This window comes from Flagellimonas okinawensis (genome assembly GCF_029194005.1).
GTDB classification, from domain to species: Bacteria; Bacteroidota; Bacteroidia; order Flavobacteriales; family Flavobacteriaceae; genus Flagellimonas; species Flagellimonas okinawensis.
Genome location: NZ_JARFVA010000001.1, coordinates 733,281 through 755,182, shown reverse-complemented (window position 1 = coordinate 755,182; position 21,902 = coordinate 733,281). Strand labels below are relative to the sequence as shown.

General features: G+C 43.8%; 20 protein-coding genes. 7 read left to right on the top strand and 13 right to left on the bottom strand.

All coding sequences use genetic code 11. The features are described from left to right. Together PY091_RS03590 and PY091_RS03585 are read left to right on the top strand one after the other, a co-directional pair. On the top strand, window positions 1-1,773 hold the full coding sequence (locus PY091_RS03590) for a diadenylate cyclase (protein WP_275648334.1): 1,773 nt from the start codon (window positions 1-3) through the stop codon (window positions 1,771-1,773). Window positions 1,774-2,334: 561 nt separating this feature from the next. Next, window positions 2,335-3,609, top strand: coding sequence for a site-specific integrase (locus PY091_RS03585; RefSeq protein ID WP_067036128.1), 1,275 nt, complete (start codon window positions 2,335-2,337; stop codon window positions 3,607-3,609). 237 nt (window positions 3,610-3,846) lie between these two features. Here PY091_RS03585 and PY091_RS03580 read toward each other — a convergent pair whose 3' ends face one another. Both PY091_RS03580 and PY091_RS03575 read right to left on the bottom strand, forming a co-directional pair. Then, window positions 3,847-4,845: a nucleotidyl transferase AbiEii/AbiGii toxin family protein gene (locus PY091_RS03580; protein WP_275648333.1), complete on the bottom strand. Its 999-nt coding sequence runs from the start codon at window positions 4,843-4,845 to the stop codon at window positions 3,847-3,849. Beyond that, the gene (locus PY091_RS03575) at window positions 4,842-5,456 is read right to left on the bottom strand and encodes a DUF6088 family protein (protein WP_067036133.1); all 615 of its coding nucleotides are present in this window, start codon (window positions 5,454-5,456) and stop codon (window positions 4,842-4,844) included. Before PY091_RS03575 ends, PY091_RS03580 begins: the two co-directional genes overlap by 4 nt. Before the next feature lie 600 nt (window positions 5,457-6,056). Between PY091_RS03575 and PY091_RS03570 the strand changes: the two genes are divergently transcribed. Beyond that, on the top strand, window positions 6,057-7,853 hold the full coding sequence (locus PY091_RS03570) for a ParB/RepB/Spo0J family partition protein (protein WP_275648332.1): 1,797 nt from the start codon (window positions 6,057-6,059) through the stop codon (window positions 7,851-7,853). 560 nt (window positions 7,854-8,413) lie between these two features. Further along, window positions 8,414-9,220: a membrane metalloprotease gene (locus PY091_RS03565; RefSeq protein WP_275648331.1), complete on the top strand. Its 807-nt coding sequence runs from the start codon at window positions 8,414-8,416 to the stop codon at window positions 9,218-9,220. 61 nt (window positions 9,221-9,281) lie between these two features. Here the strand turns inward: PY091_RS03565 and PY091_RS03560 are convergent, their stop codons facing one another. The 11 genes from PY091_RS03560 to PY091_RS03510 all read right to left on the bottom strand — a co-directional run bounded on the left by PY091_RS03560 (window position 9,282) and on the right by PY091_RS03510 (window position 15,859). Then, window positions 9,282-10,235, bottom strand: a complete 954-nt coding sequence (locus PY091_RS03560; protein WP_207027391.1) for a DUF4382 domain-containing protein — start codon at window positions 10,233-10,235, stop codon at window positions 9,282-9,284. Between the two features lie 566 nt (window positions 10,236-10,801). After that, window positions 10,802-11,500, bottom strand: coding sequence for an NHL repeat-containing protein (locus PY091_RS03555; protein ID WP_275648330.1), 699 nt, complete (start codon window positions 11,498-11,500; stop codon window positions 10,802-10,804). After that, a complete protein-coding gene (locus PY091_RS03550) occupies window positions 11,490-11,831 on the bottom strand; it encodes a hypothetical protein (protein ID WP_067036155.1) in 342 nt (113 codons plus the stop codon). The genes PY091_RS03555 and PY091_RS03550 overlap by 11 nt, the downstream gene beginning before the upstream one ends. 5 nt (window positions 11,832-11,836) lie before the next feature. Next, window positions 11,837-12,322 carry a heavy-metal-associated domain-containing protein gene (locus tag PY091_RS03545; RefSeq protein ID WP_275648329.1) on the bottom strand — a complete coding sequence of 162 codons (486 nt, stop codon included), beginning with the start codon at window positions 12,320-12,322 and terminating at the stop codon, window positions 11,837-11,839. 28 nt (window positions 12,323-12,350) lie between these two features. Beyond that, window positions 12,351-13,208 carry a hypothetical protein gene (locus tag PY091_RS03540; RefSeq protein ID WP_275648328.1) on the bottom strand — a complete coding sequence of 286 codons (858 nt, stop codon included), beginning with the start codon at window positions 13,206-13,208 and terminating at the stop codon, window positions 12,351-12,353. 17 nt (window positions 13,209-13,225) lie between these two features. Further along, window positions 13,226-13,495 (bottom strand): thioredoxin family protein, encoded by a 270-nt coding sequence (locus PY091_RS03535; protein ID WP_275648327.1) that lies wholly within the window; start codon window positions 13,493-13,495, stop codon window positions 13,226-13,228. A 159-nt stretch (window positions 13,496-13,654) separates the two neighbouring features. Further along, window positions 13,655-14,017, bottom strand: a complete 363-nt coding sequence (locus tag PY091_RS03530; RefSeq protein WP_072882308.1) for a metal-sensing transcriptional repressor — start codon at window positions 14,015-14,017, stop codon at window positions 13,655-13,657. Between the two features lie 58 nt (window positions 14,018-14,075). After that, complete coding sequence (locus tag PY091_RS03525) at window positions 14,076-14,282, bottom strand: GDCCVxC domain-containing (seleno)protein (RefSeq protein WP_072882309.1); 207 nt, start codon at window positions 14,280-14,282, stop codon at window positions 14,076-14,078. A 1-nt stretch (window position 14,283) separates the two neighbouring features. Then, window positions 14,284-14,886, bottom strand: coding sequence for a mercuric transport protein MerTP (gene merTP / locus PY091_RS03520; RefSeq protein ID WP_275648326.1), 603 nt, complete (start codon window positions 14,884-14,886; stop codon window positions 14,284-14,286). Window position 14,887: 1 nt separating this feature from the next. Continuing rightward, window positions 14,888-15,259 (bottom strand): ArsR/SmtB family transcription factor, encoded by a 372-nt coding sequence (locus tag PY091_RS03515; RefSeq protein WP_067036171.1) that lies wholly within the window; start codon window positions 15,257-15,259, stop codon window positions 14,888-14,890. Between the two features lie 246 nt (window positions 15,260-15,505). Next, a complete protein-coding gene (locus tag PY091_RS03510) occupies window positions 15,506-15,859 on the bottom strand; it encodes a hypothetical protein (RefSeq protein ID WP_275648325.1) in 354 nt (117 codons plus the stop codon). A gap of 23 nt (window positions 15,860-15,882) precedes the next feature. Here PY091_RS03510 and PY091_RS03505 point away from each other — a divergent pair, with 23 nt between their 5' ends. The 3 genes from PY091_RS03505 to PY091_RS03495 all read left to right on the top strand — a co-directional run bounded on the left by PY091_RS03505 (window position 15,883) and on the right by PY091_RS03495 (window position 21,892). Beyond that, entirely contained in the window at window positions 15,883-16,191 is a 309-nt protein-coding gene (locus tag PY091_RS03505; protein ID WP_275648324.1) for a DUF6660 family protein, read from the top strand. A gap of 123 nt (window positions 16,192-16,314) precedes the next feature. Then, complete coding sequence (locus PY091_RS03500) at window positions 16,315-20,688, top strand: CusA/CzcA family heavy metal efflux RND transporter (RefSeq protein WP_275648323.1); 4,374 nt, start codon at window positions 16,315-16,317, stop codon at window positions 20,686-20,688. Window positions 20,689-20,692: 4 nt separating this feature from the next. Further along, window positions 20,693-21,892 carry an efflux RND transporter periplasmic adaptor subunit gene (locus PY091_RS03495; protein ID WP_275648322.1) on the top strand — a complete coding sequence of 400 codons (1,200 nt, stop codon included), beginning with the start codon at window positions 20,693-20,695 and terminating at the stop codon, window positions 21,890-21,892. The last annotated feature ends 10 nt before the right edge of the window (window positions 21,893-21,902 follow it).

The window sequence follows — 21,902 nt, the reverse complement described above, 5'->3', positions numbered from 1 at the left end:
ATGAATACGAATAATGGCAATGTTATTGAACTATTTATGTGGGGTTATCAAAGACACGCGCAGATTTCGGTTCAGGTATCTGCCGAAGGTTTGTTCAATCATCTGGATAAAGAATTAAACCCAAAAGTATTCTTTGTTGGTGTTTTGGTTGAAGAGAAGGAGAATAGGCACCCCATTTGTTTAGAACCCGATGACACTGCTTTTCATGTTAGTTGCTTTTCTGATGTAAAAGCTTTAACTAGTGAATTGGTTAAAGTAGACGGGGAATCAAGAATTATGCACTCCCATCCAAATGCCCAAGAAAACCACAACAACAGAATTTTAAAAAGAGCATATAAGAAAGCTGTTCTGAAAATTCTACAAAGGGAATCTGTCTATGGAGATGAAGCATTTTTTGTTGCCTATCCAACTTTAGTTGAAGGCTATTTAGTATTTACTGTTTTAACCTTGGATAAAAAAGTTTTATCAAAGTATTACTCGCTTACAAATGATAAATGGAATGACCACTTTGATATTTCACGCTCATTTATCGAAAGCTGTATTAATACCTTCTTAAATGAATGTACTTATGAACTAAAAGATCCAGACCGAGGAATTAATTTTTTATCCCGAAGAGCTGACGAACTACTTAGGGATTCGTCACGTAATTTTATGTATACCATTTCAAGTGCCGGTGGAAATCTTGATGGTTTACATGGGCTATATAATGCTTGTAACGAAATAGCATCGATGAAATATGAAGGCACTGAAGGGCTCGGCGGCTTAATCGTTGCCCCCTCTAGTCATGACAATATCCGAATGATTTTAGAACTTAAACAGCCCATAAAAATGCGGAATCACAGGAAGGTTCGTAAGTTCTTGGAATTGGTGGATTCAGAATCCTATATCATTTCAGATTCAGCTTTAATATATGGTCTGGGCAAGCTTATAGGAAAGTATAACCCAAAGGACGAGAATATATTTGTAATTAGTTTTAAGAACCATTTGAAATGGGAAATATTACATGATGACAACCCACTCATGGTTGTTGAATACGGCATTCCTAACTTACCGAAAGAAAAAATAAATAGAGATAAATTTTATGGTGATTTTCCGCGACTATTTAAGGGTATTAAGAAGAAGCAAATCGATGCCTTATGGGAGGTTACAATGGAGGCGACTAAACAAAAAAGCGGGGCGATGCTCATCATTTCCTCTCAAGCTGAAGCTGAAGCCAAACGCTTAGGTAGCCAGTGCTTTCCACTAGAACCTCTTAATTTGAATTCTAAACTGATAGCACAAACCACTGCTATTGATGGTGGCGTTCTTATGGATGAAAATGCCACTTGCTATGCTATTGGCGTTATCTTAGATGGTATAGCCACTGAGAAAGGGGATTCTTCGAGAGGTTCAAGGTATAATTCTGCTATTAGGTATTATGAACATTTCGGAGCAGATGCTCCAGTTGTTATTGTCGTTATTTCTGAAGATGGAATGATTAATCTAATACCAGAATTAAGACCTCAAATAAAGCACAGTGAAATCACAGATGCAATAGAAAATTTTGAAGGTCTTCTTGAATCCGAGGTTTTCGAAGGGAAATGTTTCAATAAGTGTATGAGCTTCTTTCAAAATATTAATTTCTATCTAACGGAACAAGAGTGTAATACGATAAATTCCTTAAGACAGCAAATTGAAGAAAAGTTTGCTAAGGACTTGTTTAAGGTAAGAGTTGTTTATAATGATTTATCTCCGTACCCGGAAATGAACGAATCTTATTATTGTATAGAATAAGGGTCAGAATCAAATAATGACCAACTTGTTTTTAAATGAACGGGACTTTGTTGGAATGGAGATGCACTCTAAATAAAGGACATAATTTAGAAAATCTACAACTATCAAGCTGCTTTCTTGAACGATTTCTGATTCTTCCCAGAATATGTTTTTGTGTGGTAGAAAAAGTTATTCTTTACAGAATTTATTGTATATTTAGGTTATCATAAACATATGAAATTTGTGTTCAAAAGTTGTTTTTTGCTTTCCGTGTTCTTAACGGGAATACCTTCAAGATTGCAGTTGTAAAACAATGATTTTCAAACATATAAGATTTCGTCGATGATTCAGTCATCCCGACGAACCATGGTTTTATGACACTAAGTAAAACCTTAATTAATTGAAAACCAGAAAATTAATTTTTTCTGGTTTTTTTTATTTCCATCTGAAACCATCGATGAGGATGTCCTATAGAGTGTCCTATTTTTGTCGGGAAAAATTCCCTAAATTGTACTTCCGTAATTGATTTTTCGTGTGATTTGACTTTCGCTTAATCCAAAGTTTAACTTAAAGCGAGAACACATGAATACCTCTAACGCCTTCAGTATCAGTTTTTGGCTGAAAAAATCAGGAAGAAAAAAAGATGGACGTTTTCCAATTTATGTCCGAATCAGATGTAAAGGAAAAAATGCAGATCTCAGTGTCCATCGATCAACTTTTGAAGAACGATGGTGTCCTATTTTGGGAAAAATGGACCATAGGGCCAGTGAATCCGTTGTTGTCAACAAATATTTGGACGACGTCCGGGCAAAATTACTGGAATGCCATCGACAACTCTGTGCGGAGAGCAACTTTATAACGGCACAATCCATCAAGCTTAGATATCTGGGGAAGGACAAGGTGATGCTCACCCTATTGGACCTTTTGGAGTATAACCGAACCTATGAGTTGCCCAAACTGGCCAAAGGGACAGTCAAGAACTATTCTTCTACAGAGACCTACCTGAAACGTTTCATTGCCAAAAAATATCGGGTGCCCGATATTGGGTTGGCCTCCATTGACTATGCCTTTTTGATTGAATTTGAAAACTTCCTGCGGAACTGCGAACCCATCAAGTCGTTCCAAACATTGAACAACAATGGCATCATGAAACATATGCTACGGTTCAAGAAATTGGTGACCATGGCCTATAAATTTGATTGCATCCCCAAGAATCCCTTCAACCTCTATAAAGTGAAAATGGAGGATTATGACAGTGCTTTTCTGGAAGAGGAGGAAATCTTGGCACTGGGCCAATTGAAATTCGAGGAAAAGGGGATGGAACTGGTCCGCGATATTTTCCTTTTTGCATGCTATACTGGACTGAGCTACATTGAGATCAAACTTCTCAAACCCAACGGTATCGTATCCGGCATCGATGGGGAACTATGGATCGATGTAAAGCGCCAAAAGACCAAGACCGAAGTCAAGGTCCCCCTATTGACCAAAGCCAAGAAAATCTTGGAGAAGTATGCGGATTTTCCCAAAAATGAAGATATTGTTCTTCCTGTGTACTCAAATCAAAAGGTGAACCAATACCTAAAGATCATTGCACAAAGGGCAAATATTGATAAGCACCTAACGTTCCATGTGGCCAGACATACCTTTGCAACAACAATCACCCTTATGAACGACGTACCCATAGAGACCGTTTCCAAGCTCTTGGGGCATACCAAGCTTTCTACGACCCAAAAGTATGCAAGGGTGGTGGAAAAGAAAATCAGTAAGGACATGGCCCAATTGAAAAACATATTGGATGAGAGCAGCCATAAAATTCAAGATAACAGTGGGGTTCCCAATTTGAGAATTGTACGGTAGAGCTGTAGGGGTATTGTTATTTCTATTTAGAATACCTTTCAGGAAAGCAGTTTTTGCTGATGAGCGGGTTGTTTTATGCGCAATATCGAATGCAGTTCGACTTCAACAGATAAGACAGGACACTTAGTTTCAAGGGGTCAAAAGTCAGCTGTCGCGGAAAGGGACTCTACTTCAACGCTACTTTAACATTTGAGTCCTGTTTCTGGGCTATTTGAGAACAATTGGAATCAAAATGAACTAGGCTGAATTAAACCTATCTCTCAAGCCGGTTAGCTTGTTGATTAAATCTTTAAAGCTTTCCGTTTTACCATAGAACATGCTCTCTTTCATCTCCGCATAATCTTCTTCCCATTCTGCCATAACTTCTTCAGGTGGAATGAAATTCAAAGTTTTATAACCATGCTTTGAATAATCGATCCAAGATATTCGTGCATATACTTCTCGGTGTGCCACAATTTTGTCGTACAATGCTTTGTCCTTTATTGCCGATTCCCCAAATCCTGTATCCATCATTCTGGATACATCATATAAATGCCTTGTCATTCGATGACCTCTTATTGGTCCCCGTTCTTTTGGTTTCTGAAATTCCTCATGCAATAGGAACAGTTTTTCCAAAAATGTGCGTTGAGGCAAAACTGTGGGTATATTAACGGCTTTATCAGCAAAGGATAGGCCTCTGTACATTTCCCCAATAAACGATATAACTTCTCTATTTTCAAAGGGTCCCCGAAGTGACCTGGAGCTTATTTCAACCAGTATTCTTGGTTCTAAATAGGGAACCTTGTCGACCAATGACTTATAGCGGATTTCAATGGCCAAGGGATCAGTATCTGATTCTTCAAAATCGCGGACATGGATGGTAAAATCCTTGATGCCCATTTCATGAAGCTTATCCTCTAAATCTTGCGGCAGTATCTCGCTCACAAACTTGCATGATGCCTTTCTAAGTTTTTTAACCTGTTTTCGGGAAAGATCTCCCTCAAATTCAAAAAAGGATTTATCCATACCCAGATCTATGTCCTCCGAAAAGCGCTCAATAAGTCTCCATGCTTTGCTCAAGGATGTACCTCCTTTGAAAACCAGGTGGTTTGAATATTTGGTTTCGAATAGGGTGCGAAGGACAGCGACCACCCACCAATCCTTTTCTATGGCCGCCTGTGAAAGGCCTTTTAAAATACTTGTTTGAACAATCACTTCTCTTCTGTCCTGTTCGGATAAATCAAACCATTCCTTCATGTCGGTTCCCTTTTTGATAGTGAATTTTGCATAATTTCAGAAATCCAAACAGGAGCTAGTTTCATATCATGAACTATTGATTCTCTGTCAACCTTTTGGAGTATCATATTTATTTTTTCCAAGGTTTTGTCATCTATATTGTGTTTGCCCAATTGGCGCAGGGCTTGCATGATAAGGATATTGGTCTCACTCTTGACGGCTAGAATTTTAGGGGAAGCCTTTTTAAACTTTATTGTATTTTCCCCAACGGATATGGTACGGGAAGTTCCGTCCGTTAAGTAAACTAAATTCAAAGGTACCTGTGTGGAAAGCCCCAGTTGGTTGAGTGCCTGAATCCCAGTGGGAATAATTCTGGCCTTATCCCTTTTAGAGATTGCTTTGGCAATTTCTTCCAAAGACGGATATAACGTCCCAAGTAGCTTGTGTTCTTTGGGATATAGATAAATGCCTTGGGCCAATCGGATCAAAAAACCTTTGTCCTCTAACCTTTTCAATGCTTGCCTTATCGCTTCAGATGTACCGAATTTGGAAAAGTTTTTCGGGAAAAAAATTTTTCCACGCTTATGGTTCGAAATTGAATTTTTTATAAGTTTTTCAGTGGGTATGGGCATTTTGTCAATTATTTTCCGTCACAAATTTAGTAAAAAAATGTGACGAATAAATTTTTGGGGAGACAAGAGTGAAAATCACAAAAGATGGAGGGTGTAAACCTAGTGCTGTTGGTCTTGACCAACAGCACTAGGCAAATTTTCCACATGGTAAACATCGGTGTTCATGAGCTATTTTGATATTTCAAGTGAATTGTGAACACCGATGTTTACCATGTAGTGAAGTTAGTTTTTTCCAGGAAGAAAGTCAATGGGGTAGGGGCTTTGTCGACGGTGTGTTATAAACAAATTAATGAACAGTGTGCTCTTGGGCCAAAATTCTTAAACTTGTCTATATGCATGGTAAGGGCAACCATTGGGTTCCCAAGGAGCGCTTTTGAAACCATTATAAATCACATCAGGTACCAACGCTTGAATTTTGCCTTATAACTTTTATTTTCTTACCAATATTCCCGAAAGTTAAGCTCGCACTATTTTCTCGGACAAGGGACGGCATAAAACCGTTCCGATGGTCACTGTTTATTCCGTTTCCTTGCCGCTCCAAAATTTTGTCTTCCGCTTGGTTTCCGCTCAAATATTGTTTAACCAAAAATCCAAAAAATCATGGAAACACAAACAAAACAAAGAGCGACAAGCAAAAGGAATGCGGACCAATCATCAAAAGCAGAGCGACCCACACCGCAGAAGGAACGGAACTCTGTTCCACAGATCCAGATGTTGGAAATCGGTTTGGTTTCGCCAGATCCGACACAACCCAGAAAAACCTTGGATGAACAAAGTCTCAATCATTTGGCACAGAGTATTGCCGAGCATGGTGTATTGCAGCCCATCACTGTGAGAAAATCTGATGACGGCTATATCATCATCATGGGTGAAAGGCGATTTCGAGCCAGTAAATTGGCAGGATTGCCTACTATTCCAGCCATGATAAGGGAATATGCGGGCTCTGAAATTTTGGAAGTCCAGATCATCGAAAACCTCCAAAGGAAAGATGTGGAACCTACTGAGGAGGCCGAGGCCATCCAATTTTTGTTGGACCGTTACGAACCCGTTGAGATTGCCAAACGTCTCGGGCGTTCGGAGAACTATGTCCGCCAGCGTATCAAATTGGCCGGTTTGATCGAGGGATTCAAGGCCTTTGTCCGAAATGGGGAAATGACCTTGTCCTTGGGAGTCGCAGTGGCACTTTTTGAGCCCGGCGAACAACAGATGTTATTGGAAAGCCTGGAAGGGAAATTTCAGGAACATCGGATTAAACGGATGATCGAGAGCCGAACCTTTGACCTGACCAAGGCCGGCTTTGATGTGACAGATAAGACCTTATTGCCCAAAGCAGGGGCATGTGTTGCCTGCCCTTTCAACGCTGCCAACCAAGGCAACTTGTTCGGGGAAGGGAAGATGGTCTGTACCCGGACCTCCTGTTTTGAGAACAAAAAGACAAAGACCTTTTTGCAACTCCTGAAAAGAGTAAAAAAGGAAGGATTGAAACTGGTGCCCAACATCAACAAATATTGGGTGGACGAGGAACGCAACCAGTGGGTCATGGCCCAAATGGAAAAAGAAGGTCTAGAAGTACATTTGACCAATGAATTCGAAATTTTAAAGGAGCCTGTTGAGCCTACCATGAAAAGCATTAAAGAAGAGCACCGGCACTATGAATACACCGAGGAAGAATTGGCTGAATTCCTTGACGAAGCTTTGGAATCCTTCACCGAGGAAAAGGAGGCATGGGACAAGGCCGTGGAAAATGGATTTGAAAAGGGTATTCTACTGGAAACGGATACCTACTTGACACAGTCCATTTTTGTAAAGGTCAGGGAAGAAACCAATAATGGAAGTTCAGGTGCCAAGTCCTTGGAGAAACGGAAGATGGCTGAATGTTCCCCAGAGGAACAGATCATCAAGATTCATACACGGGAACTTAGGAAAAAACAGATCGAGAACAACCACCAGTTCAAGGAAGTGGTGGATATGATCCGGGAAACGAATTACATCAATAGGAACAAACCTTTGACCACGGATGAAATGGTGGCCATCTCCATCTCACTGTTTGAGAACAACATTGGATATTATAGTCAAAGGGAACATTTTGAGGGGTTCATTGGGGAGGATTCCAAATTGTCCCGAGAGGAGCTGGTGGCCCGGTTCAAACAAAACTTCAAGAAAGAGACCTTCTATAAACTGATACGGTTTTTGTTGACCCGACAGGTACACCTTGGGGAAAGCAACCATACCAATGACCTGACCAACCAATCCTTCTATGTGGCGATGCTATCCTTTTACAAAAAAAAAATCTCGGCCATTGAAGAAACATATGCAGAAAGTCGTCAAAAGCGTGAAGCACGGATCAAGGAAAGGATTATAGTTCTGGAACGGCAGGCCAAGGCAATTGAGGATTAACAAAGATTGATGGAAGGGGCCTGTCACCAGGCCTCTTTTTTTTTTGGACATCCATTGTTAATCTACATCGTTATGTAAGCTATAATGTCCAACTGATTATTGTGCTCCCAGGGTTCTACTGAATGGACCAAGGTAATGGGATAGCTTCCTTTATCCCTTCCCTTAATTAAACCTATGGTTCCATTATGGGCATGGACACCAAAAAAAGAGTGGGGAACATGTTTTTTATCTAGGGTATTACTTTTAAAATTCTTTTTTGCCAAACTCACTATCAATGAACCGCGATTTGTTCTTAGCGTTACTGAAGGAATAGGATAGACTTGGGATAATTATGTCCACCACAATGATATATTTGATGGTGGTAAAAAATTCCCCTTCCCCAAAGGTCGTGAAAGCTACTCTTTGCTGCCCAAAAGCAAAAGATTGATATTTTGCCACCGCAAGGTGGTGCTCAGGCGATTGTCCAAAAAGGTCTTTCGAAACGTTAGGTCGAGGGAATTTGGTTTAAAAATAAACGGGACAAGGGCATACTATCCTTTTTTATCTGCCGTTGGGTAAATATGGAATTACAGGTAAGAAAAAGATTTTGTTCCATTTGTTTAATGGGATTGCTTGGTATTTTGGGTCTTGGCTGCAGTGCCGACTCTGGACAAGCGGATGATGGAAATGGATTGAACGACACAATGGATGTTTCACAGAACCGTAAGTCCGTCGGGGATTCGGCCGCAGATCTGTTGGATGGTTCCCGTTTTCCAGCACTGCACCTTGAAATATTCTATGTGGAAGGTCTGAAGCCTAGTGCAACAACCTTGGACAATTTTGAGTCCTTCTTGATGGAACGGCTCCATAAACCCGATGGGGTTACCATTGCGCTTACAGAGATTTCATCCCCGGGGCAGGCCGTTTATTCCATTACGGATATCAGGAACTTGGAGGACGATATACGTACAGCCTATAACCAAGAGGGTATCCTAAAGGTTTTTGGCCTTTTTATTGATGGGGAATATTCCGAGAACACGGAAAACGGTTCCGTATTGGGGGTAGCCTACAGGAACACCTCCTTTGTCATCTTTGCGGATACCATCCGGGAATTTAGCGGACAACCCTTGGCCCCGAGCACTGCGGTTCTGGAGACCACGGTCCTTGACCATGAGTTTGGACATCTATTGGGATTGGTAAATGCCGGTACCCCATTGCAAAGTACGCATCAGGATGAGCCACACGGAAAGCATTGTACCACTGAGGATTGTCTGATGTATTGGACAGCGGAAACCGGTGAGGGGCTCATCAATATGATCAGTGGCGGCACCATTCCAGGATTGGATGCCGCCTGTTTGGCAGATTTACAGGCCAATGGTGGCAAATAAAACCTTGACCATAAAAAAAGCCCCGTTCTGGGGCTTTTCTTGTTATAATCGATGGGATTGCCTATAGCGAAGCGGTCCCGGTCACGGTGACATTGGCGCTCAACTGTAGGGCCGATGTGATATTGATGGCCCCCAGGTCGAGACCTGTGGTGGACTCCACTTCCAATTGTGAGTTGAAATAAAACTCAGTACCATCTTGGGTATAGGAAGCAAAGATGAGTTCATACTCCCCTTCGGCCAAAAAGTTAAGGCTATAGGAGTTGTTGATTCCGCCCACTTCAGCACTGGTCACGGCATTGGCGAACCTGATACTGCTCTCACCCTGGCCCTGGGTCTCCACTTCGGCATTGTATGTGCCCTTTTCATAGGCATACACCACAATTTTATCGGACGTATCTTGGGAATCGTTGACCGTACCCGAAATCTCTCCCGTCGCTTCTTTGTTTACGGTCCGAATACCTGCGGAAAGCTCAGAAAGCGTCACGAAATCAAAGTCCGATTCCAAGGTCCCCTGTTCTTCCTTTATGGTCTTTCGCAGGTCGAAATCGATGATGATCTCATTGGTATTGGTGGCAAAGACCTCAAAGGCATCCGTGATGTCCACAGTATTGGAAGAGGCCTCTATCCTGTCCTTGGTCCCATCGGCCATTTCCACATAACATCCGGGACTGTTGCCGTTCATGTCATTGGCATAGTCCAGGACCAATTCAATGTTGGAATAGGTCCCTGCCTCCATTTGGAGATTGCCCAAGGTCTTCGTCTGGCCGTTGACCAAGGCCGAAAGGTCAAAAGTGGTCTTGGAGAACCCCTCAATGGAGTTTCCGTCCACCTTTACATCGGAGACCGTGATGAACACCGCTTCCACGTTCGCATTGTCAATGGGTGCATCGGTCATTTTAAGGGTTGTTTGATAAGATTCCTTCTCTACATTGTCATTTTCATTGTTGTCACTACAGGATACTATCAAAAGCATTGTTCCAAAGATAATTCCCAAGTTTTTCAAAAGGGTCTTCATAAAAATTAAGATTTAAGGATTTATTATTTGTTTCAGTAATATAACAATTGGCATACGTCAAACCCTACTTGGGTCAAACAGGCCCAATACAATGCCGACTTCATGGAATGATGGTTCGGACTCCCTACGATATGGCTCACAGATGATACGGCATACTTAGAAACACATTGGATTTTTTTGATTAAAGAGGTCAAGGGTCCTGGTCCGTATACGTAGAACAATGGTTCTGATATTTTAAATCAATGAAGGTTCGATCATTTACGTTTTTCGATTGGATTGTTCAAACAACAAGCGGGAAAGTGAACTTTAAATTTGGGACAAAAACATGATTCTGGGAATCTTGTTTTCAGTAATGGCTTAATCGGTTTCCCGCTCAGTTTAAAGGATGGTCGTTTTGTAAAGCGAACTTTTTAAGGAACAAGTGAATTGTCCAATGTCCCCACTATTTTCTGGACCAGATTAAAATTGCGTTCTCCTTAAAATTCGTGCTGTATAGGTATTCCCCGTCGAATTGCACATCCGTTGGATACTTGATGCTTTCGGTCAAGACTTGCCGCAATGATCCATCAAAGTTGTAAATCAACACCCGGCCATTTTCTTGGTCCGTAATTGCGAACTCCCTTCCCCCCCATTGCAATACCGGAAGCGACGTTCATTTTTTCATTTCCACCAATGGTTTTTAGGTGTGTTCCATCGAACCCGAAGACCTGTATTCTGCTGTTGTACGCATCGGCCACATATATCCTGTTATCCTTCATCTTTACGTCTATCGGATAGTACAGCTCCCCATCTTTGTGCCCCTGCCTACCAATAGTGAAGCATTCATTCGGTGTCTGTACGATGATTCGGTGGTTATAAAAATCGGCTACAAGAACTGTATCTCCGTAAATGGAAACCCCTGCTGGGGCCTGTGGTCTTTTGGATAGTTTCAAAGGCCATCTTTTGTCATCTCTATATTGCCAGATGGTGTCCGTCAAAAATTCGGGAATAAACAGGGTGCCATTGTCAGTATGGATGTTCATTGGTCGCTGGATACCAGTAATCGAATCCAACAGCTCTCCGTCCCGGTCGATCTTGTAAAGCCTAAAATAATCAGGATCGGAAAACCATATCGCATCACCATCTTTGGCCAAAGCCAAGGGTCGGGCTTTCTCGGGCAGCATGATCTTCCGTTCGAACTGCCATTGTTTCTCGGGCTGCTCACAACTTGACATAAGGGACAGTAAAAAAACAACCTGAATAATATGTGCGGGTCTAATATTCATATCCATAGTTTACTATCGTAAGTATTAAAACCAGAAATGTAACGGTCCAAAGCGTCCACGAATTAATATGGTGCTTTTGTCCATGGTTTTGACAAGGACCTGCATTCCCACATTTCCTTTCATTTTTGATGTTTTTAAAATGGGCGAACCCAAGCGTTCCTGCCGAAATAGTGGTCAGATAGGGCTGCACGGGATGTACCCATTCAAAATTCCCACCCAAGAAACCCAGTCCCGCCACGACCGACAACAAGGTCGGGGCCAAACAGCACATTACCGGAAGAAGGGCCGCTACCAAGCTGGTGCCCAATACCATTTTGAGAATTACTTTCATAAGGCCTATTCTATTTTGGACAGTATGATCTCCCATTGGTCCGAGAGATTATCATCATCTTCATCCTGTACCGTGCCACTTAGCGTTGTCCTGCCCACCGCCAATTTTTGAACCAATTCGATAGATGTATCCTGCGATACCGCAAACCGTTCGTTATCGGTCTCGATGTACCATTGGCCATCCTCTTTCGTTGCGTTACCCATTAGAACCACTTCGGCTTTCTTTGCCGAAAAACCGTTCTTTTTGACCTCTTCCTGAATGCTAAGTAAGGTAAGGTCATTTTTTTCGGCCAATCCCAAATACGCTTTTCCATCGTTCAGGCTGACGCGAACCTCCTGAAGCCCGTCCATCTTTTTCAACCCGCGTTCCAATCCATAGGCACAGGGCGCGCAGTCCATTCCATAGACTTCTTGGTCAACCCTGGCGATTTGGCCGCTTATCGTGCCTATTCCAAGAATACCGATCAGGGCCATCATTTTGATGTTTTTCATTATATGTGCTTTTTAATTTATACTGTGTTTACAACCAATAACTTAAATTTACGGCAATCCGATACCTTTCTTTTACCGAACCGGGTGTCAAATCCTGTACTACTGGAACCATCGCACCAAAGGATATGCCCCAAGCACCGTAAAGTCCTAGGAAAGAAGGTCCCACCAAAACCTTTGTACTGCGCGTATCGCTAAAATCCAGTTGTCCATCAATTTTATTGCCTCCAGGGAATTCGGCCAATGATTCGATAAAGATGCGCCAATCGGGTTTTGGGTAATCACCCATAAAGATATTGGGCCGGTACCCCACAACGGCACTCGCATAGGGCAGGTCGCCCAATCGTTCGTCATCTCTTTCAAAATAATATTGGTAACCGCCACCGATCCATGCATACCAAGTGCGTGAGGCATAGCCCGTGGAAATGGCCGCATGTATAGCGTTGCCGACATTGACCTGTCCCCTGACATTATCGGTAGGAGTGGAAACACCCACGATGGCAGTGGACTCAAACCGCTTTCCCACACCAAAGGCGTTCGAGAAAAAACGGTACCAAAGGGAAGCCTCGATATCCCCATTGGCGGGCATATTGCTATTGCCCCGTGTCCTTGGCGTCTCGCCCAACCGTTCTATCAGTGTGGGCGTGGTAAGGTTTACCTGTAGATCTTCTGTAATGCCATAGGAAAATAGGTAGCGCAACATATAGGAGGTTTCGGTTTCTGTGCCTAGGCTCATCCCGGCCACGTTCAAATCCACACCGCCTTTGGCAAGGGTCGGTGTCTGTAGCCCATAGAGGGGGCCGTGGCCCTGGGCCATCACCGATCCTGATATGGCCAATAGCAATATCAATTTGACATAGCGAATGTTCAGGAATATTCTGCAAATCATATGCAAACACTTTTCAATTATGACTGCCCAATTCCTGCTTCCACCAATTCCATTTCGGTAATGGCCGAATCCTTACAGCATTCCAAGAGCTCACCGTTCACGACCACAGCAGGCACTTTCTTGATGCCGTATTCATCCAACTTATCAAGACAGGTCTTGTCCTCACATTGCCTGACCAGATCATAGGTCGTTACCTCACATGTATCGCAGGCCAGTTCCTTTATCTTTTTGACCACGGGGTCACAGACCGGACAATTGGCCGTAAATACTTCTACTTGACGTTTCATGTTTCTGTTTTTTAAATAGTTTAAAATTTCCTGTACGCGACATGGAATTCAAACAATGCATCAAAGGTAGAATGGTGGGTAGGGTGGTCTCCAAATAAAATTTCAAAAAAAAAAGCCCGCATCGTGCAGGCCATCCAATCGGTAGTGATTATGGGGAGGTCAAGCATTTTTGTGGTTTTCGAGTTTGGCCTTGAGCGCATCTATTTCCTTCATCTTTTCCGTTAGGCTGTCCAATTCCAAATCTGGAAATTGCTTTCGTATAAATTCGATACGTTCTTCATTGCCGCAATTTCCTGGACAGGCCTCGACAGTCTCAGATATCTTGATGGCGAGGGTCTTTCGATAGGTCTCATCGAGGAGCAGGTGATGTGCCTTGTCCAAGGCGTTCTTCACTGCTTTGAACTGTACCAAAATCTTCTCGGGGTCGGAACTTTCGTCCAATAACCTGACCAAACCGTTTACCTGTCCATTGATGCTTTGAAGTCTTGTTTTGATGTCCTGGCTTAAATCTTTTGGTATCATAATTTATATTTTATCTGCAATATATGGTTGTGAAAAGGTTGGTCAACCACTATTCTCGTCAACAACAGGAAGATTTATTCTGTATGGGTGGACAGGCGACAGAGCCATAGGAACAAAAAACACAGCAATCGCCTTCTTTAGGTCGAATTACTTCGTGACAGTTTTTACATTCATAAAAGTACTGGCAAGCATCGGTTGGCATTTCTTCCTCTTCTTGGTACCCACATTTGGGACAGGTAATGGTAGATAATATTTTTGTATCCATATTATTCGGAAACGTTATAGCCCGTATTGTTGATGGCCTTTATGATTCGTTGCTCCGTAACTTTGGTACGGTCATATTTAACTGTAGTATTGCTTTTTTCATAGCTTGCTTTTACTGAAACGATACCGTCCAATTTGTTGACCTCGTTCTCAATGTGGTTTTCGCAGCCGGAACAGGTCATTCCTTCCACTGTAAAGGTTATATCTACCATGTTGTCCTGGGGCACATATATGATTTCCTTGGTCGGTTGGGCATAAAAAAGCCCTGAGAAATATGGAAATGCCAGCATCAGTCCCGCAAAGAGGGTAACAAATAGCAGGAACCTTTTTGATTGTAGAAAGGAAGGTTTTACATCATTTTCACAGGCACAATCAATTTCTTGCTGCGATTTTGACTTTAGCTTCTGGTACCAGGCAAATCCAAGTACCAATACGGTCAGGCCTATAAAAAATGGTCTGAAAGCTTCCAGCCATGCAAAGGTAGATGTCATTCCGCTGGTGCCCGCAATCAATGCAAGCACAGGTGTGATGCAGCATAATGAGGCTGTGATCGCTGTAAAAACTCCAGTGAACATTGCTGAATATGATGATCTTTCTATGTTCATTCTATGCAACTTTTTTGTTTTCCTGAAGCCTGCTGAAGATGCCTTCCAACACCTCGCTTTGGCCTTTTACCAGTGAGTAATACAAGGTTTGGCCTTCCCGTCTGGAGGTAATTAGACCAGCATCCTTCATCTTACGGATATGCTGCGAAATTGCGGGTACGGTCATTTCCAGTATATCTGAAAAATCACAAGGGCAGAGCTCACCTTCCTTGTTCAGCAGGAAAAGAATCTTCAATCTGGTCTCATTTCCTGCTAGGGCCAGTACCTTACCAATAGTGTTGATTGAATTCGAACTCATCCGTAGTGTCTCGCGACAGCGCATCAACTGCTTTTGGTCCGCCTCGGCGCGGGTGCAACTTAATTCAAGGGCCATGATAAAAATTTTATTAAAGATAAGGTTATATCATTATATAAGCAAATGCTTAAATAAATTGTGTTTTTTTATGACCGGTTTATGGAACGACTGGCTTATCCTTCAAGGAAGCATCCCATTACAGGTCAACTTGCCCCTTTTGAATAGGACTTTTATACATCCGACGTGGCCTTTAGTACTGCCCGCTACAGAAATTGAATCTTTTAGGCCACCATTTTGTACTATGATTAAGACCGTTTATTACGGTCAGTTGGACACCTGTCCATTACAAGGAACGTTTGCTTGTTCCACTTGCCAACTGTACTTTGTTTCGTGTTGCATGGCAGTTGTAGAGGCTTGTTCCAGCAGTGATTTATTTTTTCGGTTATATGAGCGTTCTTGGATACTTTGATTTTTTCCAGACGAATTGGGATTGGGACGTGCTCTGGTAAAGCCATAGCCTTTTGGGGCGTTGGAATGGATTGGAAATTTCCTGTCTTGAATTTTGGATGGTCCGGATTGCCCCATTTGATCATCCCTTGAAATTTGCAATGGAATGCTCTTGGTTCCACACACTAAATCTTCAATAGGTCCTTTCCGGATTTTGCAATGCAGTTGCACCAAAGTTCTGTTATCTTTGCAAAGTGAAATTTTTTACCGTCATATTATCCATCTACGTGTTGGCACTCAATGTGGTTCCTTGCAGTGATGCGGGTAACGTAACAGAAGACTCCCAAGGTGTTTATCTGGTTCAATTTGATGGTGAACACAGCGAGAATTGTGAACTATGCTCACCATTTTGCCACTGCCATTGCTGCCATGTGCACACGGTGGATTTTGGTATAGCTCGATTCCAGCCGCTTCAAGAGACTTACCTTGAAGAGGTTTTCACCCATTTTGAAGGATTGGGCAAGGAATTTACCGACCCACTATTTCAACCTCCACAGGTTTAATTCAGTTTTACAGGATAGCTATATCCGATTATGAGGTTTATGGACTTTGAACTTTTCAAAGACCTGTTCCCTCATACTTGCAACCCTATTGCATTGGTTCAACTGAATTAAAACACATTTTATATGATCAACAGAATCATTGATTTTTCAATCAATAATAAATTCATTATTGGTCTGCTCACCCTCGCATTGATAGGTGCGGGCGTTTATAGCATGACCCAAGTTCCCATCGATGCCGTACCGGATATCACCAATAATCAAGTACAGGTCATTACCCAATCGCCCAATCTGGGAACGGAGGATATAGAACAATTTGTAACCTATCCCGTTGAGGTGGCCATGAGCAATCTGCCCAACGTCAAGGAGATCCGCTCTGTTTCCCGGTTTGGTCTTTCTGTAGTGACCATTGTATTTGATGACGAGGTGGGCACTTATCTGCCAAGACAACTTGTAGCTGAAAAACTGCCCGAGGTTCAAGAACAGATCCCTTCGGGTTTTGGCAAACCCGTTATGGGTCCAATTTCAACGGGATTGGGCGAAATCTATCAATATACCCTTGAAGTAGATGATGAACATCAAGGTGAATATTCGGCAACCGAACTGCGTACGATCCAGGACTGGATTGTACGGAGACAGATGGCCATGGTGCCCGGCGTGGTGGAGGTAAACGCCTTTGGCGGAAACAAAAAGCAATACGAAGTGGCGGTTGACCCGGACGAACTTCGCGCCATTGGTATAACCATTACAGAAGTGTTCTCGGCCCTTGAAAACAACAACCAGAATACAGGCGGGGCCTACATCGAGCGTAACCACCAAGCCAACTTCATTCGTGGTGAAGGGCTGGCCAGGACCATATCGGATATTGAAAATATGGTGGTCAAGGCCGTTAATGGCATTCCCATCAAAGTGAAGGATATAGGTAAGGTAAGCATGGGAAGTGCGGTACGCTATGGTGCACTTACCAAAGATGGAAAGGGCGAAGCCGTGGGCGGAATGATCTTGATGCTCAAAGGGGCAAATTCCAACGAGGTGATCGAAAACGTGACCCGACGTGTGGAACAGATACAACGGTCCCTTCCTGAAGGAGTGTCCATCAAACCTTTCCTTGACCGCAGCGAATTGATCGCCGAGACAACAGGCACGATAACTGGGAACCTTTTGGAAGGTGGGCTTATCGTGATCTTCGTGTTGGTCTTGCTGTTGGGGAATTGGCGTGGCGGACTCATTGTGGCTTCGACCATACCCTTATCCCTATTGTTTGCCTTTATTCTGATGAATGTTTTTGATGTATGGGCAAACTTGATGAGCTTGGGGGCTATCGATTTTGGAATCATCGTGGATGGTGCGGTGATCATCGTAGAGGGCACCGTTTTTTTAATGTACTCCTATGTGGTCAAAAAGAATGGCGTTAGTGCAGAAACACGGGATGACATCGCCGCTAAGGCCTCCAAAAAAATGATGAACGCCGCTTTCTTTGGCCAGCTGATCATTCTGATCGTGTTCCTGCCCATTTTGGCCTTGGAGGGTGTCGAAGGGAAAATGTTCCGGCCCATGGCCCTCACCTTCATTTTTGCCATGATCGGGGCCATGCTATTGTGTCTTACCTATGTGCCCATGGTTTCGGCATTGTTCCTACGGCCGCCAAAATCCAAAAAACAATCCTATGGCGATAGGTTCGTGCATTGGATTGAGCGGAAATATGAACCGTTGTTGACCAAATCACTTTCCAAGGCCAAAATGGTCGTAAGCATTGCACTTGGCCTTTTTGCCATTGCCATTTTCGCCTTTACGAGAATGGGTGGTGAGTTTATCCCGCAATTGGACGAAGGTGATATTGCCTTTCATGCCATCTTGAAACCCGGCAGTTCCCTGTCGGAAACCATCGAAACCACGACAAAGATTGAACGTATCGTGAAGGCCGAATTTCCCGAAGCGGAAACCGTTCTCAGCCGTATCGGTGTCGCCGATGTACCAACGGACCCGATGCCCATGGATATCGCCGATATCTTCGTTATCCTCAAACCAACGGATGAATGGACAACTGCAGAAAGCAAGGATGAATTGGTGGAAAAAATGAAGGAGGCCATCAGTATCGTTCCCGGCGTGAATTTTGAGTTTACCCAACCTATCGAAATGCGCTTCAACGAACTACTTACGGGTGTTCGTGAGGATGTGGCCATTAAATTGTTCGGGGAAGACCTCGGCATATTGGCAAGCAAGGCCGAGGAAATGGGGGAAATCATTGCCACCGTTCCCGGTGTTGCAGATATGAAAGTTGAGGCCACGGACGGCCTGCCACAAATCACCATTGACTATAACCGCAATAAATTGGCACAGTACGGTCTAAAGATCGAACAGCTCAATAAAGTGGTACAGGCCGCCTTTGCAGGAGGAAAGGCAGGCGTAATCTTCGAGGGTGAAAAACGGTTTGACCTGGTCGTAAGACTTCAAAAGGAAAACCGGCAAGGCATCGAGGACATCCAGAACCTGTTCATCAACCTGCCCAATGGTTCGCAAATCCCATTACGGGAAATTGCCGAGGTAAGTTATGAACCCGGCCCGATGCAGATAAGCCGTGACAATACCAATAGGCGGACCTATGTGGGCATCAATATTCGCGACCGTGACGTAAAATCGGTGGTAGAGGATATCCAAGAAAAATTGGATGCCCAGTTTGACCTGCCCACAGGATATTACATTCGGTATGGTGGAGCTTTCGAAAATCTGGAACGCGCCAGCAATAGATTGCAAACTGTGGTCCCTATTGCCTTGTTCCTGATTTTCATATTGATTTATTTTGCGCTAAAGTCCTTTCCACAGACCTTGATGATCTACCTCGCCATCCCGATGGCCACCATTGGCGGTGTGTTCGCCCTCTGGTTAAGGGATATGCCCTTTAGTATTTCCGCGGGGGTCGGCTTTATCGTGCTTTTTGGCGTGGCCGTTCTGAACGGACTCGTCATGATAAGTGGTCTCAATGAACTGAAGGAAGAAGGTGTGACCAATCTTAAAGGTAGAATTATAGAAGGCACCAAAAGACGGATTCGTCCCATTATGCTCACGGCCTTTACGGATATTTTAGGGTTTCTTCCCATGGCCGTTTCGGCTTCTGCCGGGGCAGAGGTACAGCGACCTTTGGCCACCGTGGTCATTGGTGGCTTGATAACTTCGACCCTCTTGACCCTCTTTATCCTACCCATCTTTTACCAATGGGTCGAGGGACATTCGAAACGGATGAGGAAACCCGACCCGAAATGGGGTACCCCTGTGGTCATGGTCCTTCTTTTGTTCGCCACCGCACTGCCTGCCAAAATGCATGCGCAAAAAGGTTTTGAAAATGCACGACAGATCCAACCTAAAGATTCACTGCCCGCTATTTCATTGGAAGAGGCGGTGGAAGTTTCCAGGAAAAACTACCCGCTGTTGAAAGCGAAACAATGGGAGGTCCAAAAACAAACCGCCCTAAAAGGAATGGCTTACGACCTTGGCAATACCCAAGTCTTCACAGGTGGCGAAGAAATTGTGGACGGACAAGGAATTTATACCTTGGTTGGGGTTGGACAACAGAATATCGACCTGTTGGGCATCAGTGCAAAAAGGCGTTTGCAGAGACAACGCATCGCTTTGGCCGAGACAGCTCTTGACCTTTCCGAACTGCAAGTGGAACAGGAGGTCAAAAAGGCTTGGTCAGAAGCCTATCGACAACGACAGAAATTTGAACTGTACCGTGAACTGGATTCCATTTATTCACAGTTTAAAAAAGCAATAGAACTCAACTTCAAGGTAGAGGCCATTTCCCGGCTGGAATATTCATCGGCCACAAATCAGGCCTTACAAATCAACAATCAACTGCAACAGGCCGAAAGTGATTATGCCATTGCCCTGCAAAAGCTCAATCTTTGGTTGGTTTCGGACATCTACTATTCCGTTCCAGAAAAACTTGATGAAAGTGCGGTAACGGTTTTGGGATGGGACGGGGATTTGGGAAAACACCCAGCGCTGGAACTTTCACAAAGGCGCATCGAGGAGGCCGAGGCGACATACGATGCGGCACGGGCTGACTTGCTGCCTAAGTTCAACCTTCAGGGCGGTCTGCAACAGGTCAATGGCAATAGCGGGTTCTACACCTATCAAGCCGGCATTTCGGTTCCTTTGTTTTCAGGTGGACAGCGTAGTCAAGCCAAGGCCGCCAAAATTGAAAGTGAAATCGCAAAGACCAATGCGGATTATACCAAACGCCAGCTGCAATCCGAATATCGGCAGGCGGTGCAAGCCTATCGGAAATGGAGCGCATCGTGGCAATTTTATAGGGACAAGGCCTTGCCACTTGCCCAAGAGCAGCGCAGGGGAGCGTTGTTGGCCTACGCGGAGGGTGCGGTGGACTATGCAGCGTTCACACAGATTATTCGGGATGCCATAAACACGGAAATGGATGCCCTTGACGCTCTTGACAACTATCTAGAATCAGTATTTGAATTACAATATTTTAAACAATAGACAAATGAACAATCTTTTTAAATATAGCGTTATCGGGCTCGTGACGATGCTCTTGGTTCTTACTTCCTGTGGGAATTCCAAAGCCGATACTGAGGAAGCAAAGCAAAAAAATCCTGAAGTGGGTGAAATGCACAAAGAAGGTGAAGTCAAGGAAGCCATGCTAACGGAAACGCAATTCCGCAACCTTAACATGAAAATCGATACCGTTGCCCCACGTGTTATGAAGCAATATGTGGAGGCCAATGGCCAACTGGAGGTCCCACCACAGAACGAAGCGACCATTACTACCGTCGTGGGTGCCAATGTGGTGTCCATAGAGGTCATTGAAGGCGACAAAGTAAGCAAAGGTCAAACGGTTGCCTATCTGTCCCACCCCAATATCATCCAGAAACAGACCGATTTCCTGAACTCCTACAGTAACAGCCAGTTTCTTAAGAAGGAATTTGAAAGACAAAAAAACTTGTATGATGCCGGGGTGGGCAGCGGGTCCAACTTTCAAAAGGCCGAAGCGGAATACCGGGCCTCCCAAAGCCTGGCAAAAGGATTGGAAGCACAGTTGGAACAATTGAACATTGGTGCATCCGGGGTCAGAAACGGTACGATTTACCAACGGGTGGCATTGCGAAGTCCCATTGAGGGATTTGTCCAAAAAGTAGCCGTCAAAACCGGGCAGTACGTAGAACCGCAGACCGACCTCTTTGAAATCGTTGACACCCATCACGTCCATGCCGATTTAATGGTGTTTGAAAAGGATGTGTACAAAGTAAAGGTAGGCCAGCAAGTATCCTTCAATGTGCAATCCATTCCCGGAAAGGAACTTACTGCGAAAATTTATTCCGTAGGGAAAACTTTCGAGCAAAATCCCAAAGCGATACACGTCCATGCCGAAATCGAGAACAAGGAAGGGCAGCTGATTCCAGGGATGTATGTTGAAGGACGGATTGAAATCCAAAAATCCGAGACCGTTGCGGTGCCTGAAAGTGCAATAAGTTCGAACGAAGGAAAGAAGTATATTTTTAAAGCGGAGCGTGAAGGCAATGACTGGAGCTTCAAACCTGTCGAAATTAGCACAGGCCCAAATGACGGGGATTGGGTCGCCATCGATTTTGTAGATTCCGTTGGGCCATATACTACATTTGCATACAACAATGCCTACTATTTAATGGCCCAAATGAAAAAAGGGGATGCGGGACATAGCCATTGATAAAATTACA